17 protein-coding genes and 3 pseudogenes are annotated in these 17,977 nt (G+C 48.4%); 12 read left to right on the top strand and 8 right to left on the bottom strand.

Annotated features, from left to right (window positions below):
* Positions 1-151 precede the first annotated feature (151 nt).
* From ACTHRH_RS11545 to ACTHRH_RS11560, 4 genes and pseudogenes are all read left to right on the top strand, one after another.
* Positions 152-1,701, top strand: a pseudogene (locus tag ACTHRH_RS11545) (2-isopropylmalate synthase).
* Positions 1,702-1,732: 31 nt separating this feature from the next.
* Complete coding sequence (locus ACTHRH_RS11550) at positions 1,733-1,999, top strand: hypothetical protein (protein WP_379291620.1); 267 nt, start codon at positions 1,733-1,735, stop codon at positions 1,997-1,999.
* A 149-nt stretch (positions 2,000-2,148) separates the two neighbouring features.
* The gene (locus ACTHRH_RS11555) at positions 2,149-2,859 is read left to right on the top strand and encodes an alanyl-tRNA editing protein (protein WP_379291618.1); all 711 of its coding nucleotides are present in this window, start codon (positions 2,149-2,151) and stop codon (positions 2,857-2,859) included.
* 90 nt (positions 2,860-2,949) lie between these two features.
* Positions 2,950-3,087: a hypothetical protein gene (locus ACTHRH_RS11560; protein ID WP_379291616.1), complete on the top strand. Its 138-nt coding sequence runs from the start codon at positions 2,950-2,952 to the stop codon at positions 3,085-3,087.
* A 304-nt stretch (positions 3,088-3,391) separates the two neighbouring features.
* Here ACTHRH_RS11560 and ACTHRH_RS11565 read toward each other — a convergent pair whose 3' ends face one another.
* The 5 genes from ACTHRH_RS11565 to ACTHRH_RS11585 all read right to left on the bottom strand — a co-directional run bounded on the left by ACTHRH_RS11565 (position 3,392) and on the right by ACTHRH_RS11585 (position 8,846).
* Positions 3,392-4,033: a transcriptional regulator gene (locus ACTHRH_RS11565; RefSeq protein ID WP_379291674.1), complete on the bottom strand. Its 642-nt coding sequence runs from the start codon at positions 4,031-4,033 to the stop codon at positions 3,392-3,394.
* A gap of 398 nt (positions 4,034-4,431) precedes the next feature.
* Complete coding sequence (locus ACTHRH_RS11570; protein ID WP_379291614.1) at positions 4,432-5,166, bottom strand: ABC transporter permease; 735 nt, start codon at positions 5,164-5,166, stop codon at positions 4,432-4,434.
* Positions 5,163-6,098, bottom strand: a complete 936-nt coding sequence (locus tag ACTHRH_RS11575) for an ABC transporter ATP-binding protein (RefSeq protein WP_440415617.1) — start codon at positions 6,096-6,098, stop codon at positions 5,163-5,165. Before ACTHRH_RS11575 ends, ACTHRH_RS11570 begins: the two co-directional genes overlap by 4 nt.
* A 46-nt stretch (positions 6,099-6,144) precedes the next feature.
* A complete protein-coding gene (locus ACTHRH_RS11580) occupies positions 6,145-6,906 on the bottom strand; it encodes a MerR family transcriptional regulator (protein WP_379291610.1) in 762 nt (253 codons plus the stop codon).
* Positions 6,907-7,103: 197 nt separating this feature from the next.
* On the bottom strand, positions 7,104-8,846 hold the full coding sequence (locus tag ACTHRH_RS11585) for an ABC transporter ATP-binding protein (RefSeq protein WP_379291672.1): 1,743 nt from the start codon (positions 8,844-8,846) through the stop codon (positions 7,104-7,106).
* Positions 8,847-9,150: 304 nt separating this feature from the next.
* Between ACTHRH_RS11585 and ACTHRH_RS11590 the strand changes: the two are divergent.
* Positions 9,151-9,261, top strand: a pseudogene (locus ACTHRH_RS11590) (CysS/YqeB C-terminal domain-containing protein); the annotation flags it as partial.
* Positions 9,262-9,330: 69 nt separating this feature from the next.
* Here ACTHRH_RS11590 and ACTHRH_RS11595 read toward each other — a convergent pair.
* The 3 genes from ACTHRH_RS11595 to ACTHRH_RS11605 form a co-directional block, all read right to left on the bottom strand.
* Positions 9,331-10,584, bottom strand: coding sequence for an MFS transporter (locus ACTHRH_RS11595; RefSeq protein WP_379291608.1), 1,254 nt, complete (start codon positions 10,582-10,584; stop codon positions 9,331-9,333).
* Positions 10,585-10,941: 357 nt separating this feature from the next.
* Entirely contained in the window at positions 10,942-12,144 is a 1,203-nt protein-coding gene (locus ACTHRH_RS11600; RefSeq protein WP_144933433.1) for an MFS transporter, read from the bottom strand.
* A gap of 26 nt (positions 12,145-12,170) precedes the next feature.
* On the bottom strand, positions 12,171-12,752 hold the full coding sequence (locus tag ACTHRH_RS11605) for a TetR/AcrR family transcriptional regulator (protein WP_144933434.1): 582 nt from the start codon (positions 12,750-12,752) through the stop codon (positions 12,171-12,173).
* A gap of 224 nt (positions 12,753-12,976) precedes the next feature.
* On the opposite strand from ACTHRH_RS11605, the gene ACTHRH_RS11610 reads away from it, so the two are divergent.
* The 7 genes and pseudogenes from ACTHRH_RS11610 (at position 12,977) to ACTHRH_RS11640 (ending at position 17,885) form a co-directional block, all read left to right on the top strand.
* On the top strand, positions 12,977-13,567 hold the full coding sequence (locus ACTHRH_RS11610; RefSeq protein WP_144933435.1) for a TetR/AcrR family transcriptional regulator: 591 nt from the start codon (positions 12,977-12,979) through the stop codon (positions 13,565-13,567).
* 26 nt (positions 13,568-13,593) lie between these two features.
* Positions 13,594-14,055, top strand: a complete 462-nt coding sequence (locus tag ACTHRH_RS11615; protein ID WP_150959991.1) for a DUF2269 family protein — start codon at positions 13,594-13,596, stop codon at positions 14,053-14,055.
* Between the two features lie 18 nt (positions 14,056-14,073).
* The gene (locus ACTHRH_RS11620; RefSeq protein ID WP_440415621.1) at positions 14,074-14,532 is read left to right on the top strand and encodes a DoxX family protein; all 459 of its coding nucleotides are present in this window, start codon (positions 14,074-14,076) and stop codon (positions 14,530-14,532) included.
* A gap of 224 nt (positions 14,533-14,756) precedes the next feature.
* Positions 14,757-16,180 (top strand): annotated as a pseudogene (locus ACTHRH_RS11625) (ATP-binding cassette domain-containing protein).
* Positions 16,181-16,366: 186 nt separating this feature from the next.
* Positions 16,367-17,284, top strand: coding sequence for a helix-turn-helix transcriptional regulator (locus ACTHRH_RS11630; RefSeq protein WP_144933437.1), 918 nt, complete (start codon positions 16,367-16,369; stop codon positions 17,282-17,284).
* 110 nt (positions 17,285-17,394) lie between these two features.
* Complete coding sequence (locus tag ACTHRH_RS11635) at positions 17,395-17,748, top strand: metalloregulator ArsR/SmtB family transcription factor (RefSeq protein ID WP_144933438.1); 354 nt, start codon at positions 17,395-17,397, stop codon at positions 17,746-17,748.
* The gene (locus ACTHRH_RS11640; protein WP_186328201.1) at positions 17,745-17,885 is read left to right on the top strand and encodes a hypothetical protein; all 141 of its coding nucleotides are present in this window, start codon (positions 17,745-17,747) and stop codon (positions 17,883-17,885) included. The genes ACTHRH_RS11635 and ACTHRH_RS11640 overlap by 4 nt, the downstream gene beginning before the upstream one ends.
* Positions 17,886-17,977: the final 92 nt, after the last annotated feature.

Here is a 17,977-nt window from a genome sequence, read left to right on the forward strand (position 1 = left end):
ATTGGGTTACTTTTCCTGTATGCACCTTTAACCTTTATTCCCATGAATTTTTCGACAAGAACTTTTCACTGTCCAGTGTTGATTAAAGTCCGGGTTTAATCAACCCCGCTTGACATATAGATATCCAAAAAGGTTTAGGGAGGAAACAGAGATGAACCGAAATATCATCGTGCTGGACACCACATTGCGTGACGGCGAACAAGTGCCGGGCGCCAAGCTGAACGTCAATCAAAAAGTTGAGTTCGCTCAGCAATTGAAGCGGCTTAATGTAGATATCATCGAAGCGGGATTCCCGGCTTCTTCCGCCGGAGATTTCAACGCGGTCCGGGAAATTGTCCGCACCGTAGGAGATTCGTATCGATTACCGCTCTTGCGCGGGCGGTTAAGAGCGATATCGATGCCGTATATGAGAGCATCAAGCTTGCGCAAAATCCGTTCATTCATATCGTGCTGGGTACCTCAAACATCCATGTCGACAAAAAATTTAACCGTTCCAAGGAAGCCGTTCTGCAGATGGGAGTAGATGCGGTCAAGTACGCCAAAACTTTGCTTCCTGAAGTGCAGTACTCCACGGAAGACGCGTCGCGATCGGACTTCGAATACTTGTGGCAGACGATCGAGGCCGTAGTCAAAGCGGGGGCCACCATCATCAACGTGCCCGATACGGTGGGCTATGCCGTTCCGGAGGAATTCGGCGATCTGATCCGGCGCATTAACGAGCGTTTAAAAAATTTGAACGAAAACGTAATCCTTAGCGTTCACTGCCATAACGACCTGGGGCTGGCGACGGCCAATACACTCAGTGCGATCCATAACGGAGCCGATAAAGTCGAGTGCACCATCAACGGTTTGGGAGAACGGGCAGGCAATACATCGCTGGAAGAGGTTGTGATGGGGCTCAAAGTGAGGGAAAACCATTATCACTGCTCCACCCGGATCAAGACGACAGAGCTGCTCAGAACTTCCAGATTGCTGACCCATTTGACGGGACTTGATGTGCAGGTGAACAAAGCGATTACCGGCGAGAACGCTTTTGCCCATTCTTCCGGCATACATCAGGACGGACTGCTGAAAGACCGTCAGGTCTATGAGATCATGTCGCCCGAGGAGGTCGGGGCGGAAAGCATGGAGCTGATCCTGACGGCCCGTTCCGGAAGGCATGCCTTCAAGAACGCAGTTGAGAAGATAGGCTTCGATCCGGGCGATGCCGAAGATTTCGAAGCGCTGTTCGCCAAATTTCTTACTTTGGCCGATGCCAAGAAAGAAGTTTACGACCACGATGTGTTTTACCTGGTGACCAGTCACCGCACCTTGAATGAAAACAGCAGCCATCTGTACGAACTGGAATCCTTTCAAGTAGTAACGAACGATCTGTATCCTACCGCTACGGCCAAATTGAAGAAGGGCTCCGAGACGTTCAAAGGCAGCGCGGTTGGCGACGGTCCGATCGATGCCCTCTACAGTGTGTTGAAAACATTGACGGGGCTGGAGGTCCAATTGAAGGATTACAAAATAAACAGCCTGTCCCGGGGCAAAGAAGCGGTCGGCCGGGTCAATATCCGTATCGAGTACCAAGGCAAAATCTACTCCGGACGCGCCATGGACACGGATATCATCAAGGCCAGCGCAGTAGCTTTCCTGAACGGCATCAATGCCGCATTGCTGGATGCAGGCAGTGACAGCCCTAACCCGCAAAGCTAATTTCTATTTTGTAGAGAAGAGGAGCGTAGGAATGAATCTGTTAAAAGAAAGCGCGAGGCGAGTACAGAACCTGTTGTCTGAAATGGGGTATCACAATCAGGTTATGGAACTGCCGGATAGCACCCGAACGGCCCAAGAAGCGGCAGAAGCTATAGGGTGCGAGGTGTCGCAAATTGCCAAATCGCTTATCTACCCGGATTCACTGTCCGAAGCGGATGGTGAACCCGGGGTGAGACTGTGCCGCCCGAGGAAAAGCACTACGTCAAGAATGGAAATATTGACATATTCAAAATCCTGAATTATAGTAGGTAGAAATATAACTACGTAAGTAGGATGCTCTCCTCGGAGGGATATCCCACATGAACGGTTCACTTCGTGTCGAACCGTTTTTCTTCCGTTTATTTGAAGTAGTTAGTGAAATAACTTCTATAGGGAGGAAGATGAGCTTTGAAGGAATTATTTTTGGCGGACAGCTATCTCAAGGAATGCGAGGTGGAGATAGTAGACATCGAAGAGGACAAAGTTATTCTGGACCGAACCGTGTTCTATCCGACAGGCGGCGGGCAGGAGCATGACACAGGCGTGCTGGTGCAAGGGGAGCAAGCCTTCGAGGTTTACCAGGTGAAGCGGGAGAAGGGACAAATCGTCCACTATGTGAAAGAGGCCGGGAAGCTGGACAAAGGCCTCGCGCTTGCCCGAATCGACTGGGAGCGCCGGTATGGACTGATGCGGCACCATACGCTGCTGCATGTGCTCGGTTCGGTGGTCTATCAGAAGTTCGAAGCGTTATGCAGCGGCAATCAGATTTATCCCGACCGGGCCCGCATAGACTTTAACCAGTTTCATGATCTGACGCCGGAGCAGCTGGCCGACATTGTCAGTGAAACCAATCGTCTGATCGAAGAGGACCATCCGATTTCGTACCGTACGGTAAGCAGGGAAGAGGCGGAGAATATCGCCGGCTTGATTAAGACCATGGTCAGTCTGCTGCCGCCTTCCGTTACTCATGTCCGCCTGGTCTCTATCGATTCTGTTGATGAACAGGCCTGTGGAGGAACCCATGTGCAGCGGACCGGAGAGATCGGCCGAATGGAGATCACCGACGTGAAGAGCAAAGGCAAAAACAACAAGCGTCTGGAAGTAAGAATAATACATTGAAAAATTCAGCGTATTAAGCAATTCATTCGCATACTACTTTCTCTATCTCTATGAATATGATTAACTATCAACCTGATGGAGGTGAGAGAGATGATTTTAAGAGAAATCCGCCGTGAAGTCAGAAGAATCGAAAGAAAGTTGGATAACCCCAGATTCGGTTTAAGAGAAATCAAACGGGAAGTCAGAAATATTGAAAGAAAAGTTGATAGACTTCTTAATAGAAGATAATCATCTTCAATTTTTTGATCCGCATGATCATGTGATTCCACTCGCATTCCAATCTTTGACTCTAGTATCAGTCGAGCCATCCGGGCTGCCGCTCGGGTGGCTCTCCATTTTATTTATTGAATGTCGCTAACGAAACTGAGAACCGCTACTGCCGCAAAATTAATGCCATTTCCAAAATAACGAAACTCAGAATCGTTATCAGGACGAAAGAAGGCTTCAATACCTTTTATTTTGACGAATAGCGATTTCTGGTTTCGTTAGAAAATGTAGAAGCTCCATTTTGCCCGAATAACGGTTGTATGTTTCATAAGCAATATTTGCGATATCGCTTATTCCCGCTCGTCACTTCCAAATGCTTCAGTTCCACGAGCTTATGCAGAATCCGTCTGGCGTATTGGTCAGATATTCGCAGGTGAGCCGCCAATTCCATAGGTGTGAACGGCCGCATCTGGCGCCGGGCAAAGCGAACGGCTTCCGCCTCAAGGCAAGCCAACTCGGACGGTACATCCGTTGCCATGAATTTGCCAATGAAGGAAAGAACAAGCTGCTGGCAGCGACGAGGCTCATCCTTAATAGAAAGATAAGCGATAGGCAAGAAAATCCAATTGTCGAGGGCCAGCAGGCAATGCCGCCAGCACAGGTCCTTGAAACGCTTGACATCAAGATCCCTGGCGTGAGGCCCGTATCCCTGAATTTCAATCCCGCCTTTCATTCCCCCGGGCATATAAGCTAGATCGACGTAGCGGTATCCGTCATGAAAATCACGCACCTCCCATTCGGGATACAAATGATCGAAATGTTGAACAGCGGGAAACCAAACGGAACGCAGAAATTCCGTAGTTCCGTGCCCCAGCCCCTTCTCAAGTAATTCGCGCCTTCTCGGATTTGTCTCCTGCACAATGTTCGATTCCAGCCATTCCTCATATTTCTGCTCGAATGCCGGCATCATGCCCACCACCTTTTTCGAGATTATAACAATAAAAAACCGCCCCGATACATAAGTATCGAAGCGGCGTGTGCTTCACGACCCGATTATCTCAAGTGTAACTCTAAAGCAAGATTTTGGCAACGTCTATACGAAAAAGACATTCATTCCGATCAATATCTAGAAGAGGAAATTCATTGCCCGTGCTGAGGCTGGGGACAGATTGGTACGGAAAGTATTGGCCGATCTTGGGAGTAAATCGGCAAAGTTGGGTTAGTCATTGAAGAAATAAGATGGAGTGCTAAGAACAGGGCAGGGGCTATTAGTTGAGAAAGGCATGTATTGTGCCGGACAGCAGGTTGTCTGAAGCAGTAGGGGAATGTGATAAAGAATTCTATCGCTAGGAGAACATGTCGTCCTTACTTCTTATTTAAAATATAAATAGCGCCTCCATAACCCGCCACGCACCACAGGAGTAAATTGATGTAATTTCCTGTACTTGCCGTGAAAGTGGATGCCGCCAAAGAGGAGCGCATCACTTCGGCCATGGAGTATATGGGCAAAACTTGATGAAGGGCCTGAAGCCATTCCGGCAATCGCTCCATCGGGAAATTGACGGGCGAGAACATGAGAGCGCCAAACACGATGACTTGGGAAACCGATAGAGAAGCTTCCGGAGACAGCAAGTAGGAAAGTCCGTATCCCACGCCAATGGACGTTAATGCAATCATTAGCAGCGCCGGAATAACGGTCCACGACACGTCATACCCGGGTTGAAACATGAAGTGGGCAACGGCTGAAGAAACAGCGATAGCCGGAACGGTGATACATAACCATAACGTCGTATCTGCTCCGAGAATGACTGCACGATGGATAGGCCACGTCCGTATAAATTCCATATAACCGTCTGATTTGGCAGTGCCAACTTGTTGGGGGAGAATAACCAGGCCCGTTACGATCAGAATGAGAGTAGGCGCACCGGTTGCCAGAAAAAGGATACTGTCCGGATCCGGGTTTGGGATTAAATATGTAAAACCGATCACAATCCCTATAGCCAGCAGGATCTGAATCAAAGCGAAGAAAATCAAATAACCGGAATTTCTAAGAAATTGCATTTGGAAAACGTATTTATACTGATTAAATATCTGGTTCATTGGACCTGCCCCTTTCTTGAAGTTAATTCGATATAAACATCTTCAATCGTTGTAGGGGACAAGGAGTAGTCCGCAACAAGTCCTTTATCAACCTGTTCGCCTGCCCAATTAATCGCCAGCGGCGCGGAATTCGGATGAATGGAAAATAGCAGCTGGCTGCCTTTACGATGCGACAGATGCACCCAATTCGGCAGTTCGGAATCCGTAAACTCCCTGTTTAGAGTGATCTCCATGCGCATTAGATTACTTATGCTGCTCTTTATTTCAGAGGGTGTCCCTTGTACAAGGAACTTTCCTTTATCCAATATAGCTATTCGGTCAACCGCTTTTTCCGCTTCAACGACATTATGGGTCACCAATATGACGGAGGTTCCATCATTGGTTAATTCCCGGATCACTTGCCAAAGATAGCGCCTGCGAACGGGATCCACATCATTGGTCGGTTCATCCAGTATGACCAGCTTTCCCGGGGAAATAACCGCCATACAAAAAGCCGTTAACCTGCGAACGCCGCCTGACAGCTTTTGTCCTTCTTTGTTTATCCACTCACCCATATCCAAGCTTTCAAAGAGCATTTCCATCCGCTTCGGATCAAACCTTTTTCCGGCCCGCATTTTACCCATCAGCGTAACCGCCTGCGCCGGAGTAAGAAATCCCAAGGGAACCTGAGATTGAGGCTGTACGGAACAAAGCGATCTTGCCCGAGTAGGCGATTCTTGAACGGATTTTCCCAATAAAGTAACTTCACCTTCATCAGGAGTCAATAAACCTATAATTTGATTGACGATCGTCGTCTTTCCCGCCCCGTTATGACCTAACAGTCCGAATATTTCCCCTTCCTTAATATGAAAGGTTAGCCGGTCGTTCGCCTTTATCTTGGTTTTGTCAGGACCGGGAAACACCTTCGTCATCCCGTTCACATCCAGGATCATCCTGCACCTCCGAATGCTAAGTTATATGTTTCCAGATAATAAAAGTTTATTTGGAAAGCGAATCTAACCCACCGCTTGTTTGTCTCTCATGCATAATCGCAGCCGCACGTTCGAGAAATTGAACGACCTCCGCATTCATTGGATAAAAAGCGATGCCATCCTGCTGGTCCTTCACAACCTCCCACATTTTATCCAGGCGCGACTCATCCGTTCCAAACATGCTCCGGACCTGCTCCAACCACCGATTAGCCAAGGATTGGGATATATCCGAGCCGGGGTCCTCATCGAGATGAGCTTGAATCTCAAGAATAATATCATGCCATTTGCGCAGATCTTCTTTGCCCAATCGGACATTCAAGCGAACAATCTCTTTGGCCTCTTCGTTATTAAAATGCTTTTCAAACATACGGAAGGCGCATTCCGGGTCATGCTGAAACAGGCGGATCATTTCAAAAATTATGGACCAATTCACTTCCCCCTCAAATTCAATGGAGTACAGCACGCCTTCCAAAGCTTTTTCAAGAGCCTGTAATCGTATCTGCTGCTGCTTGACCATGGCTAATTGCTGATCTATCGATTGCTGCCAGGATACGGTAGACTCTTTTAAAATCTTTTTAATCTGCTGCAGGGAAAAGCCCATATATTTAAGAGCCAACACTTGTTCCAACCGCAAAACATCGTTCTCGCTGTACAAACGGTGCCCCCCATCCGTAGCGGAAGATGGGACGACCAAACCAACCTCATCATAATAATCCAGCGTTCTGACCGTGACACCTGTTTTCTTGGACAACTGCCCGATCGAGTACATTGACGCACCCCTTTCTTTGAGTTATCCCAAGTATAAAACAACACGTTACGTGTGATTCAAGGGAAAAATAATAAATATGTAACCAGAGGGGGATTACTAGGCATTTTCAGTAAATGTTCACAACTAGGACCGATACGAGAGGAAACGGTAAAAAGCAGCCCACGGTTTGCGAGCCGCTCTTAACCGATCAAGGAGATTCAAGGTACGTTCGCTTGATCATACTGCATTCTGTAGAACTTGGCATAGATCCCGTTGCTTTCCAGAAGCTTGACATGCGTGCCTTCTTCCGCAATCCCTTGTCCCGAGAGGACAATAATCCTGTCCGCGCTTCGGATAGTGGACAGCCTGTGTGCGATGACGAAGGTCGTGCGGTTCTTGGCCAGCTTGTCAAAGCTTTCCTGAACGACTCTCTCGCTCTCATTGTCCAGGGCGGAGGTGGCTTCATCGAATATAAGGATAGGAGGATTTTTCAAAAATACACGAGCGATGCTGATGCGCTGTTTCTGACCACCGGAAAGCTTGATCCCGCGCTGCCCGATATAGGTATCGTAACCATCCGGAAGCTCCATAATAAACTTATGGGCATTTGCATGCTTGGCAGCCTCTATCACATCCTCATCCGTAGCTCCGGGCTTCCCGTATAATATATTCTCTTTAATAGTGCCAGAGAACAAATACACATCCTGCTGTACGATCCCGATCTGGTCACGTAAAGACTTCAGCTTGATCTTTTTTATATCCGTGCCGTCAATTTCAATCGTCCCTTCGCTGGTTTCGTAGAAACGCGGAATTAAACTGCAAAGGGTCGTTTTGCCAACTCCGGATGAACCTACAAGCGCAACATATTCACCGGGATTTACCTTCAGGTTTATACGGCTGAGCACATAATGCGAACCGACGGCATACTGAAAGCCCACGTTGATAAATTCCACTTTTCCTTTTACACGGCTTGACACGAGCGCATCCGGGGCATCTGCAATATCCGGTTCAATGTTCAGAATCTCCATAAAACGTTCAAATCCGGCGACCCCATTCTGAAGATTTTGGGTAAAGTTCACTAATCTCTTCACCGGATCGATCAGGGTGTTGATGTATAGCAAGAAGGTAAGCAGTTCGGTCACAAGCAGCTGATGATAACTGATAAGAACGGCGCCCACAATCACAACGGAAATATTAATGAAGGCAGTGAACCCGGTCAAGCCATTAAAGAACAGGGCCTCTACCCAATAAGTGTTTTTCCTGCTTTCCAAAAAACGGCTGCTGCTGCTTCTGAATTTATCCATTTCGATTTCTTCGTTGGCGAAGGCTTGGACCACTCGGATTCCGGCCAGGCTGTCCTCGATTTGAGAGTTGATGTCCGCTATCCGTTCCTTGTTCTTTTTGAGAGCGTGTTTCATCTTGACGCTGTAGTGATATGCAAAAATAAGCATTATAGGTAAAATGAGGAAAATGGTTAAAGTGAGCGGCCAGTTAATGCTTAGCAAAATACAGAACGATCCTGCAATTCTCACTAGAGAAATAACCGTATCTTCCGGCCCATGGTGTGCAAGCTCCGATATATCGAATAAGTCTGTCGTTATACGTGACATGAGTTGTCCTGTTCTAGTGTTGTCGTGATAATTAAACGAAAGCTTCTGAACATGCTGAAACAAATCGCTTCGCATGTCGGACTCCATCCTGGCCCCCATCACATGCCCGAAATAGTCGGTATAGAAGTTACTGGCATACTCCACTATCATCAATAACAAAAAGATCCCGGCCATTTTAATAACCAACTCTGTAGCGATTCCCTCATCGCTTATGGCTTTGGTTGTTATTTGATTAATCAGCAAGGGATAGGCAAGCACGGTAATCGAAGCCAGCGAGGCAAAGAACAAATCCGCAAACAATACCTTTCTATACGGTTTGTAGTAGCTTAAAAACTTCCCGAGATTATTTATAAAAGATACCTCCAAACTTCAGTCTTTATTAAAAATCTTGTCCCTTCCTCATAAGAATGGCGGTGTTCAGCGCAGCGGTTATTTGATAATTTTCCATCCTTTATCACTCCAGTCATTTTTGCATTTATTCTAGCACCCCAAATACGATGCGGACAATTTAACAAATCGTTATAATGAATGATTATCATCTTTTTTTGCTAAACCCGGGGTAACCTTTAAAGGGCGGGGACGGCAAGCATTTGGTCGTCTTTGGGAAGTCGGGATATGAGATTGCACGGGAGAAAATAAATAGGAGAAAGATAATGAGGAAATTATAGAGTTGAAAAAGGAACTTGCCAAGCTGGGAATCATCGTCCGAGAGGAGGGGATCCGACAGTATTGGAGGCAAGTTCCAACGATTAAATTTTCACAATGATAGCTCGGCTTGGGCACGATACTATTCAGATAGAAGCGGCATAGTCCAATCGAGGCCGTTAGCCGCGCTTCAGGGCTGGACGCCCCGGTCTTGCCGGACAGCGTCCGTGGTCGGCTTCGCGGATGGCCGGTGCCATAAGGCGATAAGGAGAAGAACGATCGCGCTTCCCAGATAAAGATACAACATTCCGTTAGGCAGGCCGACCAACAAGTATGTCAACATCGGGCCCAGCGCGGAGCCTAGATCGGTAGCCACCGAGTAAGCGGTCATGACCGCTACGACGGAAGAGAGCCGGGCGACATCCGACGCCAAGGCGTCCAATAAAGTGGAGACGGCTGTGCTGGCCGCCATGATGAACAAGATAATCGCGCACCAAGCGTACAGCGGAAGGTTCCAAGGCACCAAGGCGTATCCGGCCGCCGAGACGACCAGCGCCAGGCAGAAGAGGGGCAGCCGACCCTTCGGGCCGTCCGAGCGCCTGCCGACCCAGGCGGCGAGGAACGGCTCCCACGCCCAGCGGGCCGCCTGGAGTATGCCTGCCAGCATCGTGCTCGTCATGACTATGCCGATCAGCATCATTGGCTGAGTATAGTTGGTTTCGATCAACAGACTTAAAGTGGCGACCATGACTGTCTGGATAAGATAAAGCAGCAGGCCGGTAGCGATGATTATGATAACTGGCTTGGTCCAAATCCTTCTGCTTATGCTCCGGTCTTCCTTCTGCATCTGCGAAGCTTCGGTATCATTTGCTTTACCGCCGGTAATGTAGAGGGCGACATAGGGAAGACCTGCCAGCATGAACAAGCCGAATACGATGGAGACGGCATCCATGCCGCACAATGGAACGAGAATGCCGCCGGCCAGCATGCCAACGAGGCTTCCGAGCCGGGATATTCCGTTAAAGCGTCCCATCAATCGCCCCCGATTCGAATCGTCGGAGTAACGGATAACGGTTAAATAGCCGCCCATACGCAGGAAAGACCAGGCTATCCCCCACAGGCCTCGGAGAATGAGCCATATGGCAAATCCATCGAAAAGTCCGTAACCGACTGTCGTTGCAGCAGCCAGCAGCACGGCAAGGAATAGTCCGATGCGTAGAGGCATTTTTCTGTAAAGCAGACCGATTAGCGGCGTCGATGGCAGGCGGATAAAACGGTTCACCGACAGGAGAACGCCGACCTCCCATAATGCACTGAGGCCGGCTTCTTTCCAGTAAATAGGCAGTACGATGTACAGCATGGAATCTCCGAGCAGACAGAGTGCGGTAACAATAGCAATGATCGTAACCGGCCGCTGCCCGTTGCCGGTCGTCGTTTCTTTCAATAAATTAAGGTTCATAGATTGTCATGAGGGTCAGAAAGGCCGTCTGTTCGTCACAGGGTACCTTGTACCTTGTGCGTAAGACCTGAAAATGCCCAACCGGTTCGATATGAAGCAAACCGAGAATGTGGGCGACCTTCATTCTTCTCCTACATGCTCCTTTTTCTGGGAAAACTTTCTTCACTCCCTTCTTTTTACCCCTTTTTAACATTTCGGTCAAGACCAGACTTATAAATAGCCGATGAAGCCTCCGTGAGGGCGCTGCTTTCCGGTGTAGTCAAACAGGGTCCGGGCCTTCGCAAAAGCGGAAAAGCGCCGAAGGAACCGGGTTGGTTCCTTCGGCGCCCAAGGCTCTTCCGATTATTCCTGCAAGCTTTCTCCCATCGGATTCTCCTTCCACATCATTGTAATCCCGAGTCCGATGGCCATAATGACAGCAGCGAAAAGATAAGGATAATGGATGTTTAAGTCAAATAATATTCCAGCGACCGCAGGCCCGACGATATTACCCAGGCTCGTATAGGTGGAGTTCATTCCCGCCACAAATCCTTGCTCTTTGCCGGCAGACCTGGATAGGGAGGTTGTCAATGCCGGACGAAGCAGGTCAAAGGCGAGGAAGATGAAGCAGGTTACGGCCAGCACGACCCAAAAGTTCGAGATTACGGTAGATACGACCGCCATTATGGCGCCAGAAATCAAACATAATTGGATCAGCTTCTTCTCACCGAGAATATCGACCATTTTTCCAAACATGAAGATTTGCACAACAACGCCGAAGATGGAGCTTATCGTAATAATGGTGGCTATGTCCTTGGGCGTAAAGCCGAATTTATGATCGGAAAAGAGGCTAAAAACCGTTTCATAGGCCGATAATCCGAAAGCAAGAACAAACACGATGATAAAGGCAATAATGTAAAGCGGATTAAGCGATTTTCTTAAATCTGTAATAAAGCTAGTATGCTTTGCAGCCGCAGAGATTTCCTTAAGCTGTTCCTTGGTAAGCTGCTCCTTTAGGATAAAAATAGATGAGATACAGGCTATGAAGGCAATCGCCGCCGCAAAGAAGAAAGGCATGCGAACGCCATATTCGGCGATAAAGCCACCGACGCCCGGCCCTATAATAAAGCCGGTGCTGATCGCCGCGGAAACGTAACCCATCGCTTTGGGTCTCTCCTCGAGAGACGTAATGTCTGCCACGTATGCAGTAACCCCGGGCATAATAAAGGCGGCGCTGATTCCTCCCAAAATCCTGGACAGGTAAAGCCACAATACCTCCGTAGCCAAACCGAAGATAAGTTCCGAAACGCTGAAAAGGAGCAGGCCGATGGTGATGATTTTCTTCCTGCCATAACGGTCAACCCATCGTCCTGCGAACGGAGATGTCAGAAGCTGTGCCACCGCGAAGATCGCTACAAGATAGCCCATCGTCTTTCCCGACAAATGCATGATATTCATAAAAGACGGCATGACGGGGATGACGAGGCCGATGCCCAGAAATGCTATGAATATATTGCTCAGAAGTATGACTAATACCATTTTTTGTTCTTTTATTGTTTTTTTCATGGATCAACACTTTCTTTCTCTAAGTATCAATGATGCGAAATTCCTCTCCAGAATACCGTCCAGGAGGCTTCCAGCTTTTCTTTCAGCCTTCTCTTATCATTGCCGTATACTAACTCAATCATTATGGAATCGACGACTCCCAAGAAGGCGAGGGTCGGTGTTTTCGCTGCCTCTCCGACAATGGCATCGGCATCGATCCAATCCCGGAATTTGCTCTCCAGTACCGCCTGTACCTTCTCCTCGAGATCAATCACTTCCTTCTCGATAGCTTGAGCCAGATGAGCCGGCGGGAAGAAGGACATCCGCAGCCAAAACGTTAACTGCTCATTTTTTTGGAAAAGATCTATGACCAGCTGCAGAAAACCATATAAATTCTGTTCAGGATGGCGGGAATCCATATTACGAAAATATTCTAACTTGGAAGACAGCTCCGTCTCTTTCGCATCACGTAAAACCTGCAGGAAAAGATCATCCTTCCCTTTGAAATGGGCGTAAATGGATTGCTTCTTCATGCCGACTTCTTCAGCGATTTGAGACAGGGAGGCTCCTTCATAGCCATGGATGGTGAAATATTTTAACGCGGCTTCTTTAATTTCATTGCTTTTCAACCCTATCACCTCAATTAACGAACGTTCGTCAGTCATCATAGCAAAATAAAAAATGATATGCAAGCAAAAAATAAGCCCGCCCGGCATATTGGACAAATGTTGCGGACATGAGAGACCTTATTTTGCCCATGGGCTATTTTGTTGAAAAATATTTGCCATACCTATTTACAAACCGACGGTCGGTTTTTATAATTGGAGTATGTAAAATGTCTGGAGGAATGATTATGAAGAATGAGGATCGCAGGAAACAAACCATCCGGCAATTACTGGATGCGACAAAACAATTGCTTAGGGAGAAAAGCTGCCACGCTATAACGATGAAGGATATTATGGATCAATCGCAGTTGTCCAAGGGGGCCATCTTCCATTATGTGAAGAGCAAGGATGAAATTTTTGCCTGGGTGCTGCAGGAACGGCTGGAGGAGATCCACGAACATTTTATGAGCGAAGTTGAGAAGGGCGGAAGAACGTTCGACGGACCGATGCAAATCATCTCGAACAATCTGGCCGGCTTGGAGGATGCAGAGGAGGTAACCAATAAGGTTCTCGTGTATTTGCTGGGCAGGGAGGATGAACCCGCCGTCGCGGAAGTGCTCCGGAGCTTCTATGAGAGATCGGTGCATCTGTCCAAACAATGGATTATGATCGGCCAACAGCACGGTGTGATACAGGAGTCGGTCGATCCGGACAAGACGGCGGAATTGTTCGTTCTGCTCGCTTTCGGTCTGCGCGTTCGGGCTTCGCTGCCAGCGCTCCCCGTTTCATTCGCTGCCGGGGATTTATCGGCGTTCATGGCCCATCTGTTGAAAAAATAATAGCTTCATAGAAAGGAAAATGCGCTATGCATTTATGGCTGTTACTGCATTTGGCCGGTGTCGTATTATTTGTCGGAAATATCGTTACGGCGGCGTTCTGGAAAATTCGCGCGGACCTGCACAAAAATCCGGTCGTCATTCACTCTGCGGTCAAAAACGTCATGCTTGCCGATTTTGTGTTCACTCTGCCGGGACTCGTCCTGATCATTCTATCGGGGATTGTTATGGCTGTTCAGACGGAAATGCTCGCTCAGGGATTTAATTGGCTAATGGCGTCGTTGATCTTGTTTGCGGTTACCGGCGTAGTCTGGCTGGCGGTGCTCCTTCCCCTGCAGCGGGCCATGATCCGTTATAGCGCCGCATGTGTGGATCGCGGGTACATCACGGAGGAGTACGCCCGAGCTTCCCGTTGGTGGGCTGTCTTCGGCACCATCGCCACTCTGCTGCCGGTTGTTATTCTTTATCTGATGATTGCAAAAAGCTTCTAAATCCGGGGAGGGATAACAATGGCTCCGTTTATCGCTCTGCTTTCATCCTTTGTGCTCTTTCGGGGCATCGGCTTGCTTGGCTGGCCTTATTTCGACGGTTGGCATTCTTCCCTGCGGGCGGCTGTAGTGGTCATGCTGCTGCTTGCCGCCTCCGCCCATTGGGGCAAGAGGCGTCCTGATCTGATACGGATGGTCCCGCCCTTTTTTCCAAAAAGAGAATGGATTGTGACCGTGACCGGTTGTCTGGAAATTGCAGGGGCTATCGGCCTGCTGCTGCCGGCTTTCTCGTTTGCTGCATCTGTGTGCTTGACCGTGCTGCTTCTTGCCATGTTTCCCGCCAACGTATATGCCGCCCGGGAAAAATTGACGATCGACGGCAAGCCTGTGCCAAAGCTGTCTTTCCGTATTGTGCTGCAGATTGTTTTCATAGCGGCGGCCCTGCTGTCATCACCGATGTTCGGTCCAGAGCTTGGATGACAGGCAAGGGTTAAAACAATATCATAGGCAGGTCGGCTATAAGCCTCCTGGACATTCTCATTGAGAAGCTTCTCTCCATGTGATTGTAAGGGGGCTTTTATTTATGGGCATCAAAGGACGGGCATAATTTTTGCAAAAATAAAATTTGTCCCGCAAATTCCTGACAAACGGATGTCAGGGTCGTAGGTTTATACTTTTAGATAAAAAGCGAATGGGGGAGTTCCATGTCACAGCAGGAGTACATTGTCATACGGGGAGCCAGGGAAAATAACTTGAAAAATGTATCGCTTCGAATCCCCAAACGGAAAATAACGGTTTTTACCTGAGTGTCGGGATCGGGTAAATCATCGATCGTTTTCGATACGATAAGTGCGGAAGCACAGCGGCTGTTAAATGAAACATTCACGGCGTTTATCCGAAATCGTCTGCCTAAACACAGCCGGCCTGATATGGATTCGATAGAAAATCTGTCCACCGCCATCGTTATTGATCAGAGACGTCTGGGGGGCAACTCTCGTTCGACATTGGGCACTATTACCGATATTTATTCGATGCTCCGCCTGCTTTACTCGCGCGTAGGCAAGCCATTCGTCGGGTACTCCCACGTCTTCTCCTTTAACGATCCGGCAGGCATGTGTCCGGGATGTCAAGGCCTCGGCAAAAAGGTGGAGCTCGATGTTCGCAAACTCTTTGATCCATCGAAGTCATTAAATGAAGGAGCGATATTATTTCCCGTGTTTTCCGTAGGGTCGTGGTATTTAAAAACATATACCTTGTCAGGTTTATTCGATAATGACAAGAAGCTTGCGGACTATACGGAGCAGGAGCGGGAGCTGCTGCTGTACGGCAAAGGCAAAAAAATAAAGCTTCCGTCCAAGGGAGGACCGATCCAGTCTGATTATGAAGGAGTCGTCCACAAATTCAACCGTCTGTATATTCAAAGAGACAGCAGCGAATTGTCCGAGAGTACCCGAAGCAAGGTGAACCGCTTCATTACCCTTGTCGCGTGTCCGGAGTGCAAGGGCGCCCGTCTTAATCAGGCGTCTTTAAGCTGCACCATCAACGGACTTAACATAGCGGAATGCTCTGCGATGGAGATAAGCGAGCTTCATAAAGTGATAAACCGTATCAAAGATTTGATCGCGGCCCCGCTCGTATCCGCTTTGTCGGAGCGGCTGCAGCATCTGATCGACATAGGGCTGGATTATCTCACCTTGAACCGTGAGAGGCGCTTGAATTTTTTGATAAAGAAGAGATACGACGCCAGCTGCAGGCTATAGATGATGTTGGTTTGCATTATTTGACACTCGGCCAACCGTTAAGCACGCTGTCCGGAGGGGAATGCCAGCGTATTAAGCTGGCGGGCGAATTGCACAGGAAAGGAAAAATCTATGTCATGGACGAGCCGACAACGGGACTTCATCTATCGGATGTGGATCATTTGTTGACCATTCTAAACCGACTTGTGGATAATGGCAGTACGGTCATTGTTATTGAACACAACCTGGATATCATCAGACAGGCGGACTGGGTGATCGACCTTGGACCGGAAGGCGGTCATAAAGGCGGACAGGTTATTTTTGCAGGAACGCCAAGGCAGCTATCTGACGCTCAGGGATCGTTAACAGGTATGTATATAGGAAAATGAAGAATGCTCAAGATGGATGAAGTACACTTGGGTGTCAGCCGTTGCTGGGATGATGGCTAAGTGGTTGACCACCGTCATGCGACGCCAAACACCGCGCGCCGGGAGTCTGGAGCGTTGCGGAAGGCTGGGGGGCCGCTCGTGCTTTTGGTCTGTTGCCGATATAATCGGGATAGGGGGGGATTTGGCTTGAAGCTGGATCGATTACTTGCTATTACAATGTGTCTGCTCAGTAATAAAAGAGTGACTGCCGCCGAGTTGGCGGACAGGTTCGAGGTATCCTTAAGGACTGTCTACCGGGATATCGACGCGATTAATCAGGCTGGAATTCCTGTTGCTTCCTATCCCGGTCCGGACGGAGGGTATGAAATTATGCCGGGCTACCGGATAGATAAACAAGTATTGACGCTGGAACATTTAGTTGCGATCTATACTTCGTTGCGAGGCATTCAATCGGCAACGGATAACTCCGAGCTGACCGAGCTGCTTGAAAGAATCGGGGCTTTGATCCCGGAGGATTTCACAACCTCTGCCTCATTCAGCCTCGATTTCCGGCACTCTTCGAATGCGGATGTCAAGGAGAAGATAAGGTCTCTTCAGCTTGCTGTCCGGGAGATGCATACAGTGAAATTTGACTACATGGATAGTAGGGGAGCAGAGACGTCCCGAACGGTTGAGCCCATGGGATTGTACCTGAAGCGGAGCGCTTGGTATTTATGGGGGTTCTGTCGTATCCGTTCGGCCCTCAGGGTCTTTCGTTTATCCCGCATGAACAATTTGAAGCTCTTATCTGAAAGGTTCGTCCGCCGCAACTTGACCATTGAGGATATAGATAAGGACCGCAACATAAAGCCGCCGGATGGCGTGGATGTAATGCTATGCTTTAACCCCGCGGCGAAGGCTAGGGTCAGGGAAGAGTTCGAAGCCGCCGATATTGCGGAGAATCCCGATGGAACCTTGCTGATAAAGGCCTATTATTATTCGAGGGAGAAGGCCGTACAGCATCTTTTGAGCTTTGGGATTCATGTAAGGGTGCTGGCACCGCCGGAGTTTATTGATGAATTCCGCTGCCAAGTGCTTCAAATTTCGCGTCTGTATCAGCATTGACGGTTTGGCCGTAGAAATGTTGTTGTTTATTTTATTTAAGCATTTACTTTATTAAGGAAAAGATTTAATATGAAGTCAGAAATAACCGGAAGGGAGGAAAACGACTAACGATGCCTGTCGATATATTTTCTGCACTTGCCGACCCGACCCGGCGCAGGATTCTGGAGATGCTCGCTGATCATGACGGGTTATCTGCATCCGAGATTTACGATCAATTCAAAGTCAGCCCGCAGGCGATTTCCCAACATCTGAAAATTCTTCGCGGGGCGAATTTGGTAGAGGTGGAAAAGCGGGCACAGCAGCGCATCTATCGAATCAACACTAAAGCAATGGTCCAATTCGAGGAATGGTCTAAGCGGATGAGACAGCGCTGGAGCCGAAGACTGGATACCTTGGATGCAGTATTAAAAGAAGAAATGAAGAAACATGCAAATAACCAAATTGAAAAGGAGAAACCCGAATGAATCCAAAAGAGAGTCAGCAAGCCCTTGTCATTACCCGCACGTTTGAATACGGCTGGACAGTGCTTGGGCCCATGTCAGACAATGCCGTTGCCGGCATGAATCAATCGCTGGATAAGCTCGTCCAAGCCATCGCGTGAGAAGGGGAGCCGATCCCGACCGTAATTAACAAGTTTAAACATTACTACGGATTAGCTCCAGGCCAAGTATTTAAATCGATTGTCCGTTTTGT

The sequence above is a fragment of the Paenibacillus sp. SAFN-117 genome, assembly GCF_051966115.1.
Classification (GTDB): domain Bacteria; phylum Bacillota; class Bacilli; order Paenibacillales; family NBRC-103111; genus Paenibacillus_L; species Paenibacillus_L residui.

Bases quoted from the DNA above. Each gene is read 5' to 3' on its own strand.
- ACTHRH_RS11550 (WP_379291620.1), top strand. From the start codon at position 1,733: ATGAATCTGTTAAAAGAAAGCGCGAGGCGAGTACAGAACCTGTTGTCT.
- ACTHRH_RS11560 (WP_379291616.1), top strand. From the start codon at position 2,950: ATGATTTTAAGAGAAATCCGCCGTGAAGTCAGAAGAATCGAAAGAAAG.
- ACTHRH_RS11565 (WP_379291674.1), bottom strand. From the start codon at position 4,033: ATGCCGGCATTCGAGCAGAAATATGAGGAATGGCTGGAATCGAACATT.
- ACTHRH_RS11570 (WP_379291614.1), bottom strand. From the start codon at position 5,166: ATGAACCAGATATTTAATCAGTATAAATACGTTTTCCAAATGCAATTT.
- ACTHRH_RS11575 (WP_440415617.1), bottom strand. From the start codon at position 6,098: ATGATCCTGGATGTGAACGGGATGACGAAGGTGTTTCCCGGTCCTGAC.
- ACTHRH_RS11580 (WP_379291610.1), bottom strand. From the start codon at position 6,906: ATGTACTCGATCGGGCAGTTGTCCAAGAAAACAGGTGTCACGGTCAGA.
- ACTHRH_RS11600 (WP_144933433.1), bottom strand. From the start codon at position 12,144: ATGAAAAAAACAATAAAAGAACAAAAAATGGTATTAGTCATACTTCTG.
- ACTHRH_RS11610 (WP_144933435.1), top strand. From the start codon at position 12,977: ATGAAGAATGAGGATCGCAGGAAACAAACCATCCGGCAATTACTGGAT.
- ACTHRH_RS11615 (WP_150959991.1), top strand. From the start codon at position 13,594: ATGCATTTATGGCTGTTACTGCATTTGGCCGGTGTCGTATTATTTGTC.
- ACTHRH_RS11620 (WP_440415621.1), top strand. From the start codon at position 14,074: ATGGCTCCGTTTATCGCTCTGCTTTCATCCTTTGTGCTCTTTCGGGGC.
- ACTHRH_RS11635 (WP_144933438.1), top strand. From the start codon at position 17,395: ATGCCTGTCGATATATTTTCTGCACTTGCCGACCCGACCCGGCGCAGG.
- ACTHRH_RS11640 (WP_186328201.1), top strand. From the start codon at position 17,745: ATGAATCCAAAAGAGAGTCAGCAAGCCCTTGTCATTACCCGCACGTTT.